Genomic DNA, 18,305 nt, shown 5'->3' with positions numbered 1-18,305 from the left:
CCCTACAGTGGTAGGCATGATTCGCCCCGATCTGAAAGCCATCCCTGCCTATGTCGCTGGTGCGCGCAACGATGACGCACTCAAGCTTTCCTCTAACGAGACGGCTCACCCGCCCTTGCCAGAAGCGGCCGCGGCCATGGCAGAGGCAGCCGCACAGGCTAATCGCTACCCGGATATTGCGGCCACCGCACTGCGCGAGGACCTAGCCGCGCACCTGGGCGTGGATCAGGAGCAGGTGGCGGTGGGCACCGGCTCATCCGCACTGTGCCAACAGTTGGCTGAAATTGCCGCCACCCCTGGCGAAGAAATCCTCTTCCCATGGCGCTCCTTCGAGGCCTACCCCATCTTCGCCCAAGTGGTGGGCGCCCACCCCATTCCGGTTCCGCTCAGTACAGACCAGCGCGTGGACCTTCCTGCCATGGCGAAGAAAATCACGGATAAAACCAGGCTCATCTTCGTGTGCAATCCCAATAACCCATCGGGTACCACGATTACCAAGGCCGAGTTCGCCGCATTCATGGATGCCGTGCCTGCCGACGTCCTCGTAGCCCTCGACGAGGCCTATATCGAATACAACCGCGCCACCGACACTCCGCTGGGCACGGAGCTGGTGGGTACCTTTCCCAACCTGGTGTGCCTGCGCACCTTCTCTAAGGCTTATGGCCTGGCCGGGGTCCGCATCGGTTATGCCTTCGGCCCGGAAAATATCATTGAAGCCCTCAATAAGGTGGCTATCCCCTTCTCCGCCAGCACCGTGGCACAGGTTGGCGCCCGCGCGGCACTGGCGGCGCAGGATTCGCTGCGGGAGCGTACCGAGGAGACCGTCGTCCAGCGCGAGCGCTTAGAAGCAGCCCTGCAGGACTGGGGCGTGCCGCATTCCGAGGCGAATCACGTGTGGCTGCCGGCTCAGAATCTTGCCAGTCTTGGCACTCCGCAGGAGATAGCCGCCCGCCTCGCCGAACGCGGCGTGCTCGTTCGCGCCTTTAGCGAGGGAATTCGTATTACCGTTACTACCGAGGAAGAAACCGACACTTTGCTTAAGGCATGGAATGCAACCGTAGGAGGCTAAATGCGATCGCTTATTAACTTCGCCCTGAATGTCTTTGCCATTGCGGTGGCGCTGTGGGCCGTGGTCACTGTCATTCCCGGAATCTCCATCACTCCGGCCGAAACCGGAAATTTCATCGCCATTGCCATCGTCTTCATCATCATTAATGCCGTAGTCACGCCGGTGCTGCGCGTCCTTGGCGCACCGCTGACGTGCCTGACACTCGGGCTGTTCTCCCTCGTCATAAACGGCGCAGCGCTCATCATCGTGGAGTGGGCGCTCAATACGCTTGACCTCGGGATTGGCCACCTTGTCATCGACTCTTGGGGCGCCGCGATTATCGTCGCCATCGTGCTGTCCATCGTCAGCAGCGTCATCAATTTCTTTACTAGTCCGCTGCGCCAGCGCGATTAGCCGCCCGCAAAAGGTGGCAGAACGTCCACGCGGGTCACGCCGGCCAGGGGAGAATCCATGGCGGTGTTCCCAGCGCCGTCGATAAGAAAGCTACAGCGCCCCAGCACTTCTTTCAGGCTCATGCCGGCCGCAGTGGTGCCGGTATGGTCCTTGCCCAGCTGCACTACCAAATCACCCAAGGTAGCGGGGGCGTCTACCTGCTCAGAAGCCACCCCCGCGGCGGCGCGTGCGGCAGCGAAATAGTGAACGGTCAACATGCCTTCTACTATGCCTACGCACCCCTGCCGTGTCGAGACCGTGGGTAAACTAGCCGTCATGCGCACACCTGAAGCCCACGCGCGTGAAGTCGCCGCGGCCCTGCCCGTACGTCACGTAACCACCGTGGCCCTCAATCAGGCACAGGAAATGGTCTTAGCTGCGGATATCCGCGCTGATTTCCCTTCCCCGCGCTTTGATAATTCACAAATGGATGGCTACGCCCTCCCCCAGTGTGCGGCCGGGACTTACCAGGTAGGCCCCACCATCGCCGCCGGTACAGAGCCCGCCCAAGTGCTCCACGGCTCACTCAACGCGGCCTGCCCCATCATGACCGGCGCCAAGGTGCCGGAAGGAACTGCAGCCATCGTGCCCATTGAGCACTGCGAACCACAAGAATTCCTCGCCCCGGGTGACCGTGTCACCGTGCCGGAGACCTCACCTGGGCAATTCATCCGCCGCGCCGGCTCGGACTTAGAAGAAGGCGCCCTCCTGGCGGCCCAGGGCGATAAACTCACGCCGGTCCGCTTGGCCGCCCTTGCTTCCCAAGGCATCGCCGAGGTGGAGGTCTACCGCCCCGCCCGCATCCTGATTTGCACCGGCGGAGCAGAAATCGGCAGTGGTAGCGCCGCCATTCCTGACGCCAATGCGCCGTTATTGACGGCATTGGCCCGCCGCGCCGGCATCGACGTCGCGGGCTATACCACCACCGATGATGACCCGGAGGCCCTAACCCACGCTTTCGCAGACGCCATTGCGCAACATCACCCGGACGCCATCATTACCTCGGGCGGAATCTCTGCTGGGAAGTTTGAAGTAGTACGCCAAGTGCTCGATGGCTGGTTCGGCCATGTGGACCAGCAGCCCGGCGGGCCACAGGGTATCGCTACTTTCCACGGCACGCCGGTAATCTGTCTGCCGGGAAATCCCCTCTCCACGTTGGTAAGTTTCCGCCTCTTCGTTGCTCCGGCGCTGGGTTGGGCACCGGAGTCTTTCCGCGTTCCGCTCGCGGCAGGCATTGAAGGCCTCGCGCACAAAGAGCAATTTCGCCGTGGGCGCGTCGATTCCCACGCCCATATCCTCGGTGGTGCCAGCTCCCATCTGCTCGCCCAAGCGGCCGATGCCACCCATCTCATCCGCATCCCAGCCGGCCAACGCCTTGCGGAAGGCCAGGAAGTTGAGGTCTACCCACTATGAGCCCACAGCGCACCGCCATCGTCATCGTCGCTTCTACCCGCGCCGCCGCAGGAATCTACGAGGATCGATCCGGCCCCATCGCGGTGGAATTCTTGCGACGCAAGGGCTTTGACTGCCCCGATGCACGCATCGTCCCCGATGCCGATATTGCCGCCGCCGTTGCTGCCGCCTTCGCCGAAGAGCCCTCGGTCATCTTGACCTCTGGTGGCACCGGCCTGACTCAAGATGACAAGACGGTAGAAGCTGTCGCGCCGCATATCACCCGCGAGCTGCCTGGCATCGCAGTGGCCTTCTGGCAGAAAGGCTTGGAAAGCGTGCCCACCGCGGTGGCTTCCCGCGCGATTGCCGGTGTTAATGACTCCACCTTTGCTATGACGCTGCCTGGTTCCACCGGCGGGGTAAAAGACGGCTGTGCGGTTTTGGATAAATTAATTGTTCCGATCGTCGATATGTTAGAAGGAGTACATGAGCACTGATCCCTCCTATGTGGCCGAACAGACCGGCTGCACCATTGGCACGCTTTTGGGCGATCAGCCCCTTGAATCCCACCTTGCCGCTGCCAAGGAAGAGACCGCCACGGCCGCCATGGGTGCCGTTGTCACCTTTGAAGGCGTCGTCCGCGATCATGATGGCGGCCGGCCGAATGTCACCCTTCTTTCCTATAGCGCGCATCCAACCGCACCGGAAAAGCTGCAGGAAGTCACCGATTCTGTCGCGGCTAACCACCCAGTGCGCCTCTGGGCCGCCCACCGCACGGGGGATCTCAAGGTTGGTGACCTAGCCTTTGCCGTAGTTGCGGCCGCCGCGCACCGCGGCGATGCCTTTCGTGCGGCCGAAGAATGCGCCGATCGCGTCAAAGCCGAGGTCCCTATCTGGAAAGAACAAAGCCACGGCGATGGCTCCACTCACTGGGTGGGGCTGGAATGAGCATCCGCTATGCCCGCCAAGAAGCGCTCTGGGGCGAGGAGGGACAGCGCAAGCTCAGCGCAGCCCACGTGGCTGTTATCGGCGCCGGCGGCCTAGGCTCCCCCGCCTTGCTCTACCTGGCCGGTGCGGGCGTAGGCCACATTTCGCTTTTCGACGACGACGTGGTCTCCCCTTCCAACCTGCACCGCCAAGTCATCCACACCACCGCGGCCATTGGCACGCCGAAGACTGATTCCGCCGCGGCCGCCGTCCGCGCGCTCAATCCGGAGGTGGACATCACCTGCCATGGTCGCCTCGAAACGGCCACCGCCCTCGAGCAATTGCGCGGCTGCGACGTGCTCCTCGATGGCACGGATAATTTCGACGCCCGCTACCTGTGCTCTTGGGCCGCCCATAGCTTGGGCATTCCGCACATTTGGGCCTCTATCTTGGGATTCGATGCGCAAATGAGCGTCTTTTGGTCGGGCAAGGGCCCCGTGTACGAGGATGTCTTTCCCACTGCCCCTGCCCCAGGCGAGGTTCCTTCGTGCTCCCAGGCCGGCGTTCTGGGGCCGATCGTCGGCGTGGTGGGATCCGCGATGGCCTTGGAAGCCTTAAAAATCATTACCGGCGTCGGCACCCCGCTTATGGGCACGCTCGGCTACTACGAGGCCCTTTCTGGGACGTGGGAGTATATCCCCATCCGTTCCACCGGGGCGGAGCCTACCCAGCCGGACGATGCCCCCGAGGTCCGCGAGATCCCTGCTCACGCCATGCTTATCGATGTCCGCACAGACCCCGAGCGCGCCCAGTCTACCATTCCTAATTCAGCGCATCTTCCCCTCAACCGCATCCTCGCCGGTGAAAACCCCGATATCGCACGGGACGAGGTAGCCGTTATATATTGCGCCAGCGGCATCCGCTCCGCCCAAGCCGTCCACGCTCTGCGCGAGCGCGGATACTTACAGGTGGTTTCCCTGCGTGGCGGTATTAACGCGTGGTTGGAACAACAAGGAGCGTCTTAACGCGCCCCCGGCGAGTCGTCTAGACCCTTCTATTCTTGTCTTCTTTTCCGCGAACAAAGAGGAACCAGATCAGCGGTCCTAAGAAGGGCAGTGTGAAGGTAGCGACGATAAAGAGCACCTTCGCCGCAAGCGTGTACCCAGAAAAAATGATAGAAATTAAGGCCGCTATCCAGAACGCGACGAGCAAAAGGATGGGAAGGAACCCGAGGAACCACCACGTATCGTTAGGGTTAGTAGATTCCGCTGCTGCTAGGTAAAACTCCGAAGTGCTCATAGTGTCCTTTCGCCGAGTGATTTTTATCTTCGCTACAGAGCTTGACCACAATCACATCTCACTTGCCCTGTACATTTCCAAGATTAAGTCTGCGCCGCACCAGGCACATCATCCCCCGGTATGAAATGCCGCAGCACCACAAGAAGCAGGTTTTAACCCCAAGCCGTTTTCCGGTGCCCCGCCATGACCAAGTTCGGGTTAACACCATCCAGGGTGAGGCCTCCCGGGATAGCCGCACATAAGTAAAACGAGAAAACGGTAACTCCTAGCGTGAGCCAGAAGCTACCGAGGTATCGCCGAGTCATAAATTATGACGTTGGCGGAGACGGCGGGATTTGAACCCGCGGAGGTATTACCTCGCCGGTTTTCAAGACCGGTGCATTCGGCCGCTCTGCCACGTCTCCAAGTTGCGTATCGAAGGCAATCTCCTTGCCCAAGAAGCAACTTGGTCAGTCTACTAAATAGATGGCCTGGTTTCCCAAAAATCCACCTGTAGTTCTGAAATACAGCCCCTTTCGTGGCGCAGGACACATGAGCTCCGTTAGATTGGGCCCTATGACTACAACAAAGATGAAGGCAATCGTGCAGACCGATCCCCAGGAGCGTCGCTCCTTGGAACTCCAAGAGGTCGACGTTCCGCAACTGCAATCAGGCGAAGTGCTCGTCAAGGTGCAGGCAGCGGGCGTTAACCGCGGCGATATCCTGCAAACGATGGGAGCTTATCCGCCACCACCGGGGGCGTCGGAAATCTTAGGCTTGGAGGCAGCAGGCACCATCGCGGACGCCGGGGATACCGACTGGGAGGTGGGCACCGAAGTGGGCTGTTTGCTCGCTGGTGGTGGCTACGCCGAATACGTTGCGGTCCCACAGGGCCAGCTACTCCCTCTACCCCAGGGGTATAGCGTTGAGGAAACCGCGGCGGTAGTCGAGGTTGGATGCACCGTCTGGTCCAACTTGGGCATTGAGGCGAACCTCCACGAGGGCCAGCGCGTGCTTATCCATGGTGGAGGCGGTGGCATTGGTACTTTTGCCATTCAGGTAGCCAAGGCGCTAGGAGCAGAAGTGGCGGTAACGGCCGGTTCGCAAGAGAAGTTGGAGCGTTGCCGCGAGCTGGGCGCCGACATTCTCATCAACTATAAGAAGCAGGACTTCTTAGACGAGTTGAAGGGAAGCTGCGATGTCATTTTGGACATCATCGGCGCAAAATACCTTGAAAAGAATATGAAGTGCCTAGCTAAGGACGGCAAGCTCATCATTATTGGCATGCAGGGCGGCACCAAAGCAGAAATTAACTTGGGCGCCATGTTGCCCAAGCGTCTGACTATTCAGGGTACGACGCTGCGCGCCCGCGACTTAGACGATAAGGCCCAGATTGTGGCCGGCACGGTAGAAAATGTCTGGCCCATGTTGGAGGATGGCCGGGTAAAGCATGCGTTGCACGCCACTTACCCGCTTGCCGACGCCGCCCAAGCCCACACTGCCCTAGACAGCGGCGAGGTCACCGGCACCTTGGTGCTTGCCGTTTAAGCCAGCGAGGCTACGACGCGGATGAGATGCTCGACGTCGTGATAGGTATTGAAGGGGCCAAGCGCAACCGTCACGGCACCACCGATTTCTTCCACACCCATCTCCGTAAGCAACGGGGTCTGCGGGGCAAGCGTGGTAACAAGGCCGTTATCAAAGAGGCGCTTATAAACCGTCTCGGCCGGAACACCCTTTACTGCGAAGGTGAGGCGCGGCAGGCGATCGTCGGAGGCACCCGCGGCCGCTTCCCCGGTCACGCCAAGGATATGCACGGCGGGCAGGGTGCTCAAGAAGGAATAAAGGTCCCCGCGCAGGTCCTCGAGGTAGGCGCTAAGCGCATCCATAGAGGTGCGCAGGCGCTTGCGACGGGAGCCATTCTCCCCACCGGCGAGGGCGGCAAGATGGTCCACGAGTGGTCCGACACCGCCGGCCAGGCCAGAGGAAATTGGCGTTTCCAGCTTGCGAGCGCCCTTGCTGGCATGCACCGGATCGAGGGCATCGAGGCGGCGGAACATACGGGTATCGCGGAATACCAAGGCCGCTAGCTGCGGGCCGCCCAGCAGACCAAGGTCGAGACCCAAGATATCGGCACCGAGCTCATCGAAGTTGATGGGACGGTAGGGGGCGATCCCAGAGACGTCGAGAAGCGTCCAGGCGCGAGAGCGTTCATGCACGGTGTCTATGATCTCAGCCGTCGGGGAGACCGTACCCAAAAGCTCGTGGGCGGCAGAGAAAGCGACGAGTCGCGTGGAGCCGTCGACAAGCTCGGCGAATTGGAAACCCGGCAACTCACCCGTACCTAAGTCCGGCTGGGCCCAGCGGGTTTCTGCTTTAACCTCAGAAAATGCTGAATACAAGGAAGGCGGGTCCAGCTTTGAGAGCACTAGTGAGGAATTGCTGCCGAGCAGCGGGCGCGCCGCATGCGCCAAGGACTGGTATAGCACCGGCAGGGAGGGACCGAGCACCACGCGGTCTGCTTTGGAACCGGTCAGATCTGCTACGGCCATGCGCGCAGCGGTGTAATTCCCATCTCCTTCCAATCGCCCCGGGGCGGGTGTGGCAGAGTGGGCGCCGCCCGGCCCTTCCTGGGGCGCCACCGCGGTAGACATACGGAAAGAGCGGGCCACGCCGGAGGCTACTCTCTCAGAAATCTGGGGAACCGCGTGCGCGTTGAGGTAGGTCCAACCATCAGATAGCCCGGTGTATAAACCGCGCACACTGAATACGTCATAGTGCGCCGAAGCTCCTGCTGGCATTTCGGTCCCTTCTTTTTCGCGCTAGGCATCGCCACTCAGTGGCGGTCGATTCCCTACTGTATACGCGTTTGCCGCAAGTTTCCCAAATCTGGATTTTCGCTGAATATGGCCGTTTTCGCAGGCTAGCGGCGTGTAGTTCCCGTTTGCGCAGCCCGCGCGCTAGGGTGTTGAGCGTGCAAGATAACAATCAACTGCGCGCTGATATCGCCCGCATGACCTCCCAGCCAGACGGCGAGGCCACCCCAGCGTCCCAGTCCGAGACCCTCAAGGCCGCCTTCGCGGACCTTGCGCAGGGTGCACAGCAGCGCGAGCTGTGGTTCAAACTGGGTATTCAAGATATTAAGCAGCGCTACCGCCGCTCTGTCCTGGGCCCGTTTTGGATCACCATCGCCACCGGCGTGATGGCCCTCGCCTTGGGCCTTTTGTACTCCATGCTCTTCCAGATTCCCGTCGCGGAGTTCCTCCCCCACGTCACCGTGGGCCTTATTATGTGGACCTTCATTTCGGGCTGTATCAAGGAAGGCTCCACCGTCTTCATTGATAATGAGGGCTTGATTAAACAGCTTCCCGCCCCTCTTTCGGTGCACGTCTACCGCTTGGTGTGGCGCCAAACATTATTTTTGGGCCATAACCTCATCATCTGGCTGTTGCTTATCCTCATCTTCCCGCGCAGCCTGGGTTGGGAGTTCTTCCTCTTTATCCCAGGCTTGGCGTTGTTGTTGGTCAACGGCGTGTGGGTCACGATGTTCTTTGGCATCATTGCCACCCGCTTCCGTGACGTAGCCCCGCTGCTGGAGGCTTTAACCCAGCTCTTGTTCTACGTCACCCCGATTGTGTGGATGACCAATACCCTGAAGGATCAGGGCGGTGCCGTGGCCGGGCGAGCCCGCATCGCGGAGATCAACCCGCTCTATCACTACCTAGAAATCGTCCGCGCACCCATGATCGGTGAGCCGGTAGCCGCCTACCACTGGTGGATCGTTATCGGCTGCACCGTGCTCGGCCTGCTCATCGCCGGCTTGGTCATGCGCAAGTGGCGCTTCCGCGTCAGCTACTGGGTCTAAGCCCACGCCCTGTACTTGTGGAGATTCCTCGAAAGGATACTGACTGATGGTCTCGATTGATACGTATAACGCGTGCGTGGACTTTCCCATCTTTGATGCCAAATCTCGCTCACTGAAGAAGGCCATGCTCTCTTCTGCCGGTGGCGCCATTGGCAAAAATGCCCAAAACACCGTCGTGGTGGAAGCCCTGAAGGACGTTAACCTGCACCTGCGCGAGGGCGATCGTGTGGGTTTGGTGGGCCATAACGGCGCCGGCAAATCCACCTTGCTGCGCCTCTTGTCTGGGATCTATGAGCCCACCCGCGGTTCTGCCGATGTGCGCGGCCGGGTGGCCCCCGTTTTTGATTTGGGCGTAGGCATGGACCCGGAAGTTTCTGGCTACGACAACATCATTATCCGCGGCCTGTTTTTGGGCCAGTCCATCAAGCAGATGAAAAAGAAGATGGATGAGATTGCGGAGTTTTCTGAGCTCGGCGATTATCTCTCCATGCCGCTGCGCACCTATTCCACCGGTATGCGAGTGCGCTTGGCACTCGGCGTGGTGACCTCCATTGAGCCGGAAATCCTGTTGTTGGATGAGGGCATTGGTGCGGTCGACGCCGCCTTCATGGCCAAGGCACGCGTACGCCTGCAGGAGCTGGTGAAGCGCTCCGGCATCCTGGTCTTTGCCTCCCACTCCAATGACTTTTTGGCCCAGCTATGCAATACCGCCTTGTGGATCGACCACGGTGAGATCCGCTCGGTAGGCGAAGTTTCCGAGGTCGTCGGTGAGTACGAAGGACCTGAGGTGGGCGACTACGTCCGCGACCTGCGCGAGCGTTTTGAAAATGAGGACACCAGCGGCAACTAGCTGAGCATATGCAGCAGCGGGTCCCCCACACCCGTCACGTCCACCTGCACCCCTTCCGGCCGGTGATAGTCCGCAGCGCTTAGGCGCGCGCTGACCACCGGCCGGTTAATTTTTCCTGGGCCCGCAGGCTCTTCCTTTTCCTCGGTGCTAACGCGGTAGCCCAACTTTTCACTCACCCGGGCTGAGGCGCGGTTGGTTTTTATCCAACTGGTGCACAGCGAACCCGCATCGAGGTGCAAGAAGGAAAACGCCGCCATCGCCTGGCGGATAAGCGTGCCATAGCCTTGGCCTTGAAAGCGGTGCAGCACCCATGATGCAGTTTCTATTTCCCGTGCGGCCGCAAAATTTTCTGCCGCCAGGTCCACCACGCCTACTAATTCTTGGGTTTCTACCTGGCGAGCGATGAAATCCAAGGTCCACTTCTGGGGGCACAGCTTCGCTCGGTGCTCCCATCGGTGCTGGGCCATGGCGGCGGGGGTATTCGTCTTCTCATCAAAAAGCCAGGGAAATGCATGTTCTGGAATGTCGTCGCCATAGATATCTTCCGCACACACCTGCGCTCCCTGTGCGATGTCCTCATCGCGCATGACACGCAGGTCAACTCCGCGGCCCGTATCATCGCAGGCCCGAATGGTCACCGCAAAAGGCGGCCAGAAGTTTTCCATAGGCTTCACAGTATCCGCAAAGCTGCGCCTATATCCACTTTTCGCTCCACCAATGCGGAGTGTTTCTGCGCTGGTCCCCCACCCCGGTGGCAAGATGGAACCCATGACTGCCACCCTGACTTCTACCGGTTCTACCGCCGCCGTCATTGTTACCCATCAGCGCGCCGAACTGCTGCGGGCATCGCTCGAACAGGTGGTACACCAAACCCACCCCGTGCAGTGGGTGATCGTGGTGGATAATGGTGCGGAAAATGCAGTGCGTGAACTTGTCGAGTCCATGGCGGGAGACCGCGGCGTCTACGTGCCTTCGGAGACCAATCTAGGCGGAGCTGGCGGCTTTGCGCTGGGCTTTCTCACCGCCCTTTCTTTGGGCGCGGATGCCGTGTGGTGTGCCGATGACGATGGCCGCCCCGCCGATCACACGGTACTTGCGGAGCTGTATCGGGTGGCCGAGGCCAACCGTTTGCATGAGGTCTCGCCAGCGGTATGCAATATCAACGATCCCGACCAGCTCGCCTTCCCCCTGCGCCAAGGTCTGGTGTGGCGCCGGCGAATGGATGAGCTGGAGGGCGATTTCCTGCCTGGCATTGCATCGCTATTTAACGGCGCGCTGATTTCCGCAGCGGCCATGGAGATCATTGGTGTACCGGACTATCGGCTCTTCATCCGCGGCGATGAGGTGGAATACCACCGCCGGCTGGTCAATTCCGGGCTCTCTTTCGGCACGGCTCTGACCACGAGCTACCTGCACCCAGATGGATCGGATGAGTTCAAGCCCATTTTGGGCGGCAAGATGCACACCCAGTTCCCAGAGGGTGAGTTCAAGCGGTTTTTCACTTACCGCAATCGCGGCTATTTATTGTGGCAGCGCGGCATGCGCAAGCTACTGCCACAGGAATTCGCCCGCTTTGGCTGGTTCTTCCTGATCCAGCGCCACGATCCGGCCGGCTTTATCGAATGGCTCAAGCTTCACAACCGCGGGCGCAGGGAAGATTTCCGGCGCCCTAGCTAGGCCGATGCCGAACTGCAGGGGCTGGGCAAGGGGGGCATCGATAAGCGCGGCACATACCCGCCACCACCGAGAGCTTGACACCCCGCGCGCAGATTGGTCGGGCTCGATTCCCGTGGTGAGGTTATTTTTCTTTAAAAATGAAGGCCCTCTGAATGGCAAAATTGGTCACTGTGGCCACGCCCTGGGCGATGACAAAGGCGATGGTGTCTTTAAGCACGCCTTCTAAGCCAAGGGATAAAAGCGGCTCATTGAGCACCCAGTATAGGAAGTTTTGAACCGCGAAAGTGGAGGCGTACAAGATCCCCACGGTGACGGCTGTACGGCCAGAGACCTTGACCCCAAAGGTCCACCGCGCATTAGCCAGGTAGGCGGCAATGGTGCCAAAGACCCAACCGATGGCCTTGGCGGCGGAACGGTGCAGTCCCAAGTACGTCAATAAAAGCGTCAGGCCATAGTCAATGGCGGCGGCACCTACACCCACGGAAATAAATCGCACCAGTTGGGTGTGCAGCGAGGTGGACGAAGGTTTTACTTCTACGGCGTCATCAGCGGAGTTAGTCACGAGTGAGTAGCCTACCCGCGCAAGAGCGCTCGGTACATGTCCAACCGATCCACCGGCGCGGCGGATTCCGCACCATAGGCGCCTATCCCCGCCAATTGCTGCAACGATGCCGCACATAACTCCCGCACTTCAGCCCCGGTCAGCGCCGAGCCATCGTCATTGACCCAGCCGAGGGCATCCATGGTGGTCTCCACGACGGAATCGGTCAGCTCCGCGCCACCCATGCACGATAGGGCTAGTGCCATGGACCAAAAGGCGTCTTTGCCTTCATGGGTAACCTCGCGCGGCAGGCTGGCGAGCACGCGGGCAGTTTGCGGTGACAATTCGGTACCCCTGCTTAGGTCCATCGCCTGCAGCAGCGGAACAAAGTCATAGAGTTTGGTGCGCTCAATCAAATCACGCACAGGGGACGCTACCGCGGAAAGGACCTCATCGGTGACTTCTTGCCCGGTCAATTCCCGGTTGACGCTGGTTAATTCAAAGGGTGCAAAGAGCGAGCCCGAACCGCCTACGCATAGCGCTTCCGGGGTGCCATTATCGCGCGGATAAATTTCAGCTACCACCAGCTCGAAGTCCCATAGCCCCCAGGCGAAGTCGATTTGATCGCCTTCGCGCCAAAGGAATTCGGAGGCCTGACGTTCCGGATCGATGCGCGGGCCACGCGCCTCGGTGTGTTCATAAAAGTGCCAGGGGGATTCCTCCTCCGGCAGGCCAAAGCAAATGCGCAGCACACGGTGCAACTCGGTGAAGGTCAGGGCATCGCTAAAGCCAATCTGGCGGTGCACCTCGCCATCGGCGCGGATATTCGCGGCTTGGCAAATGATTGTTAGGGGCTCGCGTTTGAGGGATACCACGCTATTGGCGCGTTTGGCCCGCGCCTGTGCGATATCGGTGACCCCTGCGTTCATGAGCCCCACCATACGCAAGTTTTAGGCTGCTAGTTTTGCGATATCGCGCGCTTCCAACTCACTAATTAGGAACGTCAGTGCCGCACCAACGGCGCCCAACAGAGTCCAGGGCCGCTTGGCACCGCGCTTGCGCAGGAACTTTACCATTCGGCGGGAAATTGCAACGTTCATCCAGCCGCCTAGGATGAGCAGCAGTACCACCGCGGCAAAAATGGCCCAGGGTTTGAGGCCCTGATCGGATGCATCTTGCGGGGAGCGCGGCTCATCACCATCCTGTTCCGCGTGCGCGTTGGTATAGGCCACCAGGGCACCAAAACCAAAGAAAGACAAGGTATAGGCAGTAATCAAACCGCCTTTGGATGTGATCCAATCCGGATAAGAGGTCGCGATACCCACGGCAGCGGCTTGGGTAATGCGGCCCGCCAGGGTGTCATCGAGGGCGTAGTTGTCTTGGCGCTGATCTTGCGTCTCGTGGTTGTTGGTCATAGCGACCACTTTAAGCGGCGGTAAGCTAATGCGCATGTACTCGGATAAGACAGAGCACATGACGCCAGCGCAGCAGGCGGCTCAGGATGTGCGTGCGGAAGACGATAAGCGCAACGGCCACTTCGAGGCCACGGAACACACCGATGTGCCGTTGAGTCCTTTCATGACTCGCCTGATGGCAGAGGAATTGCCCATGCTGGATTCCTCCTCGCGCGCTCGTGTCTATGACCTTTTGCGGGAGTACGATGGCCCGATTATTGAATCTCAGGAAGAACTGCCGGAGGAAATCCGCGCGCTTATGGATCTATAAACGGACACATTCGGGCAGTACAAGCGTCCGTTTTGTTCTGAATATCACTCGCGCCACTCCGTCTACCCTCGTGTGAGCTAGGTAGGCTAGGGAGGCGACACAAATCCGTCGAGCAAAGAGTAAGAGATGGAATTACATACCACTGAAAAGTCCCTGCACGGCTGGGGCCGCACCGCCCCGACGACCGCCCATGTTCTCGCCACCGAAGACGTGGACGTGATCAAGAAGGCCGTGGCCCAGGTTGCAGAAGATAACTCGGATAAGCCCGCCCACCTGCGCCGTGGCGTCATTGCCCGCGGTATGGGCCGCTCCTACGGTGACCCCGCCCAAAATGGCGGCGGCCTGGTCATCGACATGCAAAAGCTCAATAAGATCCACTCCATCGACCCGGAGTCCGCTCTGGTGGACGTCGATGGTGGTGTCACCCTAGACCAGCTGATGAAGGCTGCCCTGCCTTATGGCCTGTGGGTTCCGGTTCTGCCGGGTACCCGCCAGGTCACCATCGGTGGCGCGATCGGCCCGGATATTCACGGTAAGAACCACCACTCCGCCGGCTCCTTTGGTGACCACGTGGTCTCCATGGAGCTGCTCGTGGCCGATGGCCGCGTGCTGCACCTGACCCCGGAAGGCTCCGAGGATGACCCCAGCGGCGACCTCTTCTGGGCCACCGTTGGCGGCATGGGCCTAACCGGCATCATCCTGCGCGCCACCATCCGCATGACCAAGACGGAAACCGCTTATTTCATCGCGGATACGGACCGCACCGATAACTTGGATGAAACCATCGCCTTCCACTCCGATGGTTCCGAGCACAACTACACTTATTCTTCCGCCTGGTTCGATGTCATTTCCCCAGAACCAAAGCTGGGTCGCTCCACCATTTCCCGCGGTTCGCTGGCCACCTTGGCACAGCTGGAAGAGCTAGCCCCGAAGCTGGCTAAGGATCCGTTGAAGTTCAATGCGCCGCAGCTGATGACGGTGCCGGATATCTTCCCGTCCTGGACCATGAATAAGCTTTCCCTCTCCGCTGTGGGATTGGCCTACTACACCATGGGTGCACCGGCCAAGAACCAGGTCAAGAACCTGACGCAGTTCTACCAGCCGTTGGATCTCATCGGTGAGTGGAACCGCGGCTACGGTTCCAAGGGCTTCTTGCAGTACCAGTTCGTGGTACCGACCGAGGCCGTGGAGCCGTTCAAGGAGATCATCCGCGATATGCAACGCTCCGGCCACTACTCGGCCCTCAACGTGTTCAAGCTCTTCGGTGAAGGCAACCGCGCGCCGCTGTCCTATCCAATGCCGGGTTGGAACGTCTGCGTGGACTTCCCCATCCGTCCGGGCCTGGGCAAGTTCCTGGATGACTTGGACCGCCGCGTGATGGAATTCGGCGGCCGCCTCTACTTGGCCAAGGAGTCCCGCACTTCCGCGGAGAACTTCCACAAGATGTACCCGGGCATGGAGGGCTGGCTGAAGACCCGCAATGAAATCGACCCGACCGGCGTCTTCGCCTCCGATATGTCCCGCCGCCTCGAGCTGCACTAATCACTGGAAATAACACCTTTAAGGAGATTTACTGACCATGCTTAATGCAGTAGGCCAAGCACAACACATCCTGCTTCTGGGCGGCACCTCTGAGATCGGCCTCGGCGTCGTCTCCGAATTCCTGCAGCGCGGCCCCGCCAAGGTCACCCTGGCTGCCCGCCCGGAGTCCCCGCGGATCGCCCAGGCCAAGGCAGACCTGGAATCTCGCGGCGCTGACGTAGAGGTTCTAGACTTCGACGCCACTGACTTTGACTCCCACCCAGAGGTAATCAATAAAGCCTGGGCACGTGGCGACGTAGACGTGGCCATCGTTGCCTTCGGCACCCTGGGTGACCAGGAGGAGCTGTGGCAAAACCACGACAAGGCCGTCGCCTCCGCGCAGACCAACTACACCGCCCCGGTTTCCGTGGGCGTGCTTCTGGGCGAGAAGTTCAAGCACCAGGGCCACGGCACCATCGTCGCCATGTCCTCCGTGGCTGGCATGCGCGTGCGCCGTTCCAACTTTGTCTACGGTGCTTCCAAGGCAGGCGTGGACGGCTTCTACATCAACCTGGGAGAGGCTCTGCGCGGCACCGGCGCCAACGTGCTGGTTGTCCGCCCGGGCCAGGTGCGCACCAAGATGTCCGCCGAGGCTGGCGACGCCCCGTTGACCGTCAACGTCTCCGATGTTGCCGAAGCCACCGTGAAGGCCGTGCTCGATGGCAAGCAGTCCATCTTCGTGCACCCGCTGTTTGAATACGTTTCTTTGGCATTCAAGTTCATTCCGCAGGCCATTTTCCGCAAGCTGCCGTTCTAAATCACCGCGGTTTCTGCACTGGCGCCTGCCAGCCGCCTCGCCCCCGCTCCTCCGTCTCGCTGCACGCCCGCGGCGGGGAGGGGCGGGGGCGGTGGTGTATAAGGGGGCGTCGGAAAGCAAGTGTTTTCCTGCCCGCGCCAAATCTGGGTTGTGGCGCTTGGGTATGCGAAACTAATGGGCATGACAAGCACAGCTATACCCACCCAGTCAACGCCCGTGAGCGAAAATCCGCGCACCGAGGCCTACCGCGCCGATGCGCTGACTCATCGCGCGACCCTGCTGGGTATTGTGTTGACCGCCCTAGCCAGTGGTGTGGTCACGCTGCTGGGCTGGTTTGCCTTCAAGACGGTATCTCTGCCTTCTTTTAATACCTCCATGGTCACCCGCGCGCTGAGCACAGTGGGCGTAGTGGTCACGCTGGCTCTAGCCGGCGGGCTGTGCGTGTGGTGGCTTTATGACCACTACAAGGATTGCTTTACTCGGCCGCGCTGGCGGGTCTGGCTGACCTACGCGGTCACCTACCTCTCCCCCGCGCTGCTGACCTTGGCTGCCGTGGGCCTGCCGCTGTCCGCCTCCCGTTTGTGGCTCGACGGCGTGCAGGTGGATCAGGCTTTCCGCACCCAGTTCCTCACCCGCTCAGTGGATGAGATGGGCTATGCGGATATGAACTACCAGGATATGCCGTCCTTTTACCCCATTGGCTGGTTCTGGCTGGGCGGCCGCTTGGGAGCGCTATTGGGCATTCCGGGATGGGAGGTCTACCAGCCCTGGGCGCTTATCTCCATCGCTGTAGCCGGCTGCATTTTGGTGCCCCTCTGGCAGCGCCTCACCAGCTCCCTACCGGTCGCCACCGCCATCGCCCTAGTCACCACCGCGATTACGCTCACCATCGCGGCCGAGGAGCCCTACTCCGCGGTCATCGCCATGGGCCTGCCCACCGTCGCAGTGCTCAGCGCCCGCGCCTTCCGTGGCTCTTGGCTCTCCACCCTGGGTGTGACACTCTACCTGGGCATTTCCGCCACGTTCTACACGCTTTTCACCGGTGCGGCCGCGCTCACCGTGGTCAGCCTCATCGCGCTCTTTACCGCGCTATATGAGCATACGTGGCGCCCCATCGTGCGCTTGGCGGTAATGGCGGCAGGCTCCATTGCCATTGCGCTCATCGCCTGGGGCCCCTATATATGGGCGGTCATGCACTCGCCAGTACCGCTGCAGACCACCGCGCAGCACTACTTGCCGGAGGAAGGCACCCAGATTCCGGTGCCATTTTTGTCCTTTAGCATTGTGGGCTTCCTCTGCCTTATGGGACTTATCTACATGGTCATTCGTCTCAATGACCAAGAGGTGCGCGCGCTGGGCATCTCCCTCATTGGCAGCTATCTATGGATCGTTGTGTCTATGGTGGCAACGCTGGCCGGCACCACGCTGCTGAGCTTCCGCCTGGAAATCATCGTGGTACTCCTTTTTGCTACCGCCGGTGTCCTAGCCTTAGCCGAGGTTCGCCTCTTGGGCGTACACCGCCTCTACCCGGCGCGCTTCTCCCATACCACCAATAAGCAAATCACCGCGGTCTTGGGCATTATCCTTGCCCTGGCCGGCGTCTTCTATGCGCAGCAGATTCCGGAGGCCAACGAGGACGCCATCGACCACGCTTATAGCGATACCGATGGCTATGGCGAGCGCGCCGACCGCTTCACTAGCGATTCTGCTCATTACTACCTGGATATCCACAACTTCATCCAGGACCAGGGCTATACGCCGGATGACACGGTGGTGCTTACTGATGAAAAGATCTTCATGTCTTACTACCCTTATTGGGGTTTCAACGCCTTTACCAGCCACTATGCCAATCCACTGGGTGAGTTCAGCACCCGCAATGAGCAGATTGAAACCTGGGCCAACGATTCCTGGGACATGAAGCCGGATGAGTTCCGCAAGGCCCTGGATTCCGCTGCGTGGCGCAGCCCAGATGTCATGATCTTCCGCGGTGATTTAGAAAATAAGGACGATGGTTTCAAGCTACATTTGGCAGAAGATATCTACCCCAATCAGCCGAATATTCGCTATCGCGCGGTCTTCTTCAACGCCGATGTCTTTGACAAGGGCTGGAAGCTAAAGCAGACCGGCCCCTTCGTAACAGCCGTTCGCACCAAGTAAGTTCACCCACACTTCCCGCCCGTGGCAGGGTGTGCCCGCGGGCGGAGAGGGTTA

At 60.1% G+C, this 18,305-nt stretch carries 21 protein-coding genes and 1 tRNA gene; 14 read left to right on the top strand and 8 right to left on the bottom strand.

Going from position 1 to position 18,305, the window contains the following annotated elements; genetic code table 11:
• The first annotated feature begins 16 nt into the window (after positions 1 to 16).
• Both hisC and ACLI1M_RS00870 read left to right on the top strand, forming a co-directional pair.
• The gene (gene hisC / locus ACLI1M_RS00875; protein WP_248099283.1) at positions 17 to 1,069 is read left to right on the top strand and encodes a histidinol-phosphate transaminase; all 1,053 of its coding nucleotides are present in this window, start codon (positions 17 to 19) and stop codon (positions 1,067 to 1,069) included.
• On the top strand, positions 1,070 to 1,462 hold the full coding sequence (locus tag ACLI1M_RS00870) for a phage holin family protein (RefSeq protein WP_411706614.1): 393 nt from the start codon (positions 1,070 to 1,072) through the stop codon (positions 1,460 to 1,462).
• Here the strand turns inward: ACLI1M_RS00870 and ACLI1M_RS00865 are convergent.
• Positions 1,459 to 1,719: a MoaD/ThiS family protein gene (locus tag ACLI1M_RS00865; RefSeq protein ID WP_049358915.1), complete on the bottom strand. Its 261-nt coding sequence runs from the start codon at positions 1,717 to 1,719 to the stop codon at positions 1,459 to 1,461. The two genes, ACLI1M_RS00870 and ACLI1M_RS00865, sit on opposite strands and share 4 nt — an antisense overlap.
• Before the next feature lie 58 nt (positions 1,720 to 1,777).
• Here ACLI1M_RS00865 and ACLI1M_RS00860 point away from each other — a divergent pair, with 58 nt between their 5' ends.
• The 4 genes from ACLI1M_RS00860 to ACLI1M_RS00845 are packed head-to-tail and all read left to right on the top strand — an operon-like array spanning position 1,778 to position 4,845.
• On the top strand, positions 1,778 to 2,914 hold the full coding sequence (locus tag ACLI1M_RS00860; protein WP_239207813.1) for a molybdopterin molybdotransferase MoeA: 1,137 nt from the start codon (positions 1,778 to 1,780) through the stop codon (positions 2,912 to 2,914).
• On the top strand, positions 2,911 to 3,390 hold the full coding sequence (locus ACLI1M_RS00855) for a MogA/MoaB family molybdenum cofactor biosynthesis protein (protein WP_239207812.1): 480 nt from the start codon (positions 2,911 to 2,913) through the stop codon (positions 3,388 to 3,390). The genes ACLI1M_RS00860 and ACLI1M_RS00855 overlap by 4 nt, the downstream gene beginning before the upstream one ends.
• Positions 3,380 to 3,841 carry a molybdenum cofactor biosynthesis protein MoaE gene (locus ACLI1M_RS00850; RefSeq protein WP_239207811.1) on the top strand — a complete coding sequence of 154 codons (462 nt, stop codon included), beginning with the start codon at positions 3,380 to 3,382 and terminating at the stop codon, positions 3,839 to 3,841. Before ACLI1M_RS00855 ends, ACLI1M_RS00850 begins: the two co-directional genes overlap by 11 nt.
• The gene (locus ACLI1M_RS00845; RefSeq protein WP_248099285.1) at positions 3,838 to 4,845 is read left to right on the top strand and encodes a ThiF family adenylyltransferase; all 1,008 of its coding nucleotides are present in this window, start codon (positions 3,838 to 3,840) and stop codon (positions 4,843 to 4,845) included. The genes ACLI1M_RS00850 and ACLI1M_RS00845 overlap by 4 nt, the downstream gene beginning before the upstream one ends.
• 19 nt (positions 4,846 to 4,864) lie before the next feature.
• Here the strand turns inward: ACLI1M_RS00845 and ACLI1M_RS00840 are convergent, their stop codons facing one another.
• The gene (locus ACLI1M_RS00840; protein ID WP_023020355.1) at positions 4,865 to 5,119 is read right to left on the bottom strand and encodes a PLD nuclease N-terminal domain-containing protein; all 255 of its coding nucleotides are present in this window, start codon (positions 5,117 to 5,119) and stop codon (positions 4,865 to 4,867) included.
• 317 nt (positions 5,120 to 5,436) lie between these two features.
• Positions 5,437 to 5,523 (bottom strand) — tRNA-Ser (locus ACLI1M_RS00835).
• Between the two features lie 166 nt (positions 5,524 to 5,689).
• On the opposite strand from ACLI1M_RS00835, the gene ACLI1M_RS00830 reads away from it, so the two are divergent.
• The gene (locus tag ACLI1M_RS00830) at positions 5,690 to 6,646 is read left to right on the top strand and encodes an NAD(P)H-quinone oxidoreductase (RefSeq protein WP_200288994.1); all 957 of its coding nucleotides are present in this window, start codon (positions 5,690 to 5,692) and stop codon (positions 6,644 to 6,646) included.
• Here ACLI1M_RS00830 and ACLI1M_RS00825 read toward each other — a convergent pair.
• Positions 6,643 to 7,899, bottom strand: a complete 1,257-nt coding sequence (locus ACLI1M_RS00825; RefSeq protein ID WP_248099287.1) for an aminotransferase class V-fold PLP-dependent enzyme — start codon at positions 7,897 to 7,899, stop codon at positions 6,643 to 6,645. The genes ACLI1M_RS00830 and ACLI1M_RS00825 overlap by 4 nt on opposite strands.
• A 212-nt stretch (positions 7,900 to 8,111) precedes the next feature.
• On the opposite strand from ACLI1M_RS00825, the gene ACLI1M_RS00820 reads away from it, so the two are divergent.
• Together ACLI1M_RS00820 and ACLI1M_RS00815 are read left to right on the top strand one after the other, a co-directional pair.
• A complete protein-coding gene (locus tag ACLI1M_RS00820; protein ID WP_051138321.1) occupies positions 8,112 to 8,963 on the top strand; it encodes an ABC transporter permease in 852 nt (283 codons plus the stop codon).
• Between the two features lie 46 nt (positions 8,964 to 9,009).
• Positions 9,010 to 9,813, top strand: coding sequence for an ABC transporter ATP-binding protein (locus ACLI1M_RS00815; RefSeq protein ID WP_023020351.1), 804 nt, complete (start codon positions 9,010 to 9,012; stop codon positions 9,811 to 9,813).
• Here the strand turns inward: ACLI1M_RS00815 and ACLI1M_RS00810 are convergent.
• Positions 9,810 to 10,478 (bottom strand): GNAT family N-acetyltransferase, encoded by a 669-nt coding sequence (locus ACLI1M_RS00810; protein WP_411706613.1) that lies wholly within the window; start codon positions 10,476 to 10,478, stop codon positions 9,810 to 9,812. The genes ACLI1M_RS00815 and ACLI1M_RS00810 overlap by 4 nt on opposite strands.
• Positions 10,479 to 10,572: 94 nt before the next feature.
• Here ACLI1M_RS00810 and ACLI1M_RS00805 point away from each other — a divergent pair, with 94 nt between their 5' ends.
• Positions 10,573 to 11,490: a glycosyltransferase gene (locus tag ACLI1M_RS00805; protein WP_200288995.1), complete on the top strand. Its 918-nt coding sequence runs from the start codon at positions 10,573 to 10,575 to the stop codon at positions 11,488 to 11,490.
• 121 nt (positions 11,491 to 11,611) lie between these two features.
• Here the strand turns inward: ACLI1M_RS00805 and ACLI1M_RS00800 are convergent, their stop codons facing one another.
• From ACLI1M_RS00800 to ACLI1M_RS00790, 3 genes are read right to left on the bottom strand one after another with little or no spacing between them, the layout of a single operon-like run.
• The gene (locus ACLI1M_RS00800; RefSeq protein ID WP_023020348.1) at positions 11,612 to 12,052 is read right to left on the bottom strand and encodes a GtrA family protein; all 441 of its coding nucleotides are present in this window, start codon (positions 12,050 to 12,052) and stop codon (positions 11,612 to 11,614) included.
• A gap of 11 nt (positions 12,053 to 12,063) precedes the next feature.
• On the bottom strand, positions 12,064 to 12,972 hold the full coding sequence (locus ACLI1M_RS00795; RefSeq protein ID WP_239206303.1) for a plasmid pRiA4b ORF-3 family protein: 909 nt from the start codon (positions 12,970 to 12,972) through the stop codon (positions 12,064 to 12,066).
• A gap of 9 nt (positions 12,973 to 12,981) precedes the next feature.
• Entirely contained in the window at positions 12,982 to 13,446 is a 465-nt protein-coding gene (locus ACLI1M_RS00790) for a hypothetical protein (RefSeq protein ID WP_248099291.1), read from the bottom strand.
• 34 nt (positions 13,447 to 13,480) lie between these two features.
• On the opposite strand from ACLI1M_RS00790, the gene ACLI1M_RS00785 reads away from it, so the two are divergent.
• The 4 genes from ACLI1M_RS00785 to ACLI1M_RS00770 all read left to right on the top strand — a co-directional run bounded on the left by ACLI1M_RS00785 (position 13,481) and on the right by ACLI1M_RS00770 (position 18,251).
• A complete protein-coding gene (locus ACLI1M_RS00785; protein ID WP_034656156.1) occupies positions 13,481 to 13,756 on the top strand; it encodes a hypothetical protein in 276 nt (91 codons plus the stop codon).
• Positions 13,757 to 13,882: 126 nt separating this feature from the next.
• On the top strand, positions 13,883 to 15,298 hold the full coding sequence (locus ACLI1M_RS00780) for an FAD-binding oxidoreductase (RefSeq protein WP_005329755.1): 1,416 nt from the start codon (positions 13,883 to 13,885) through the stop codon (positions 15,296 to 15,298).
• Positions 15,299 to 15,335: 37 nt separating this feature from the next.
• Positions 15,336 to 16,094 (top strand): decaprenylphospho-beta-D-erythro-pentofuranosid-2-ulose 2-reductase, encoded by a 759-nt coding sequence (locus tag ACLI1M_RS00775; protein ID WP_023020343.1) that lies wholly within the window; start codon positions 15,336 to 15,338, stop codon positions 16,092 to 16,094.
• Between the two features lie 180 nt (positions 16,095 to 16,274).
• The gene (locus ACLI1M_RS00770) at positions 16,275 to 18,251 is read left to right on the top strand and encodes a galactan 5-O-arabinofuranosyltransferase (RefSeq protein WP_248099293.1); all 1,977 of its coding nucleotides are present in this window, start codon (positions 16,275 to 16,277) and stop codon (positions 18,249 to 18,251) included.
• Positions 18,252 to 18,305: the final 54 nt, after the last annotated feature.

Source organism: Corynebacterium sp. LaCa54 (assembly GCF_046717495.1).
Taxonomy (GTDB): domain Bacteria; phylum Actinomycetota; class Actinomycetes; order Mycobacteriales; family Mycobacteriaceae; genus Corynebacterium; species Corynebacterium kefirresidentii.
Note: the sequence above shows the minus strand (reverse complement) of the source record. Positions and strands in the feature narration are given on the sequence as shown.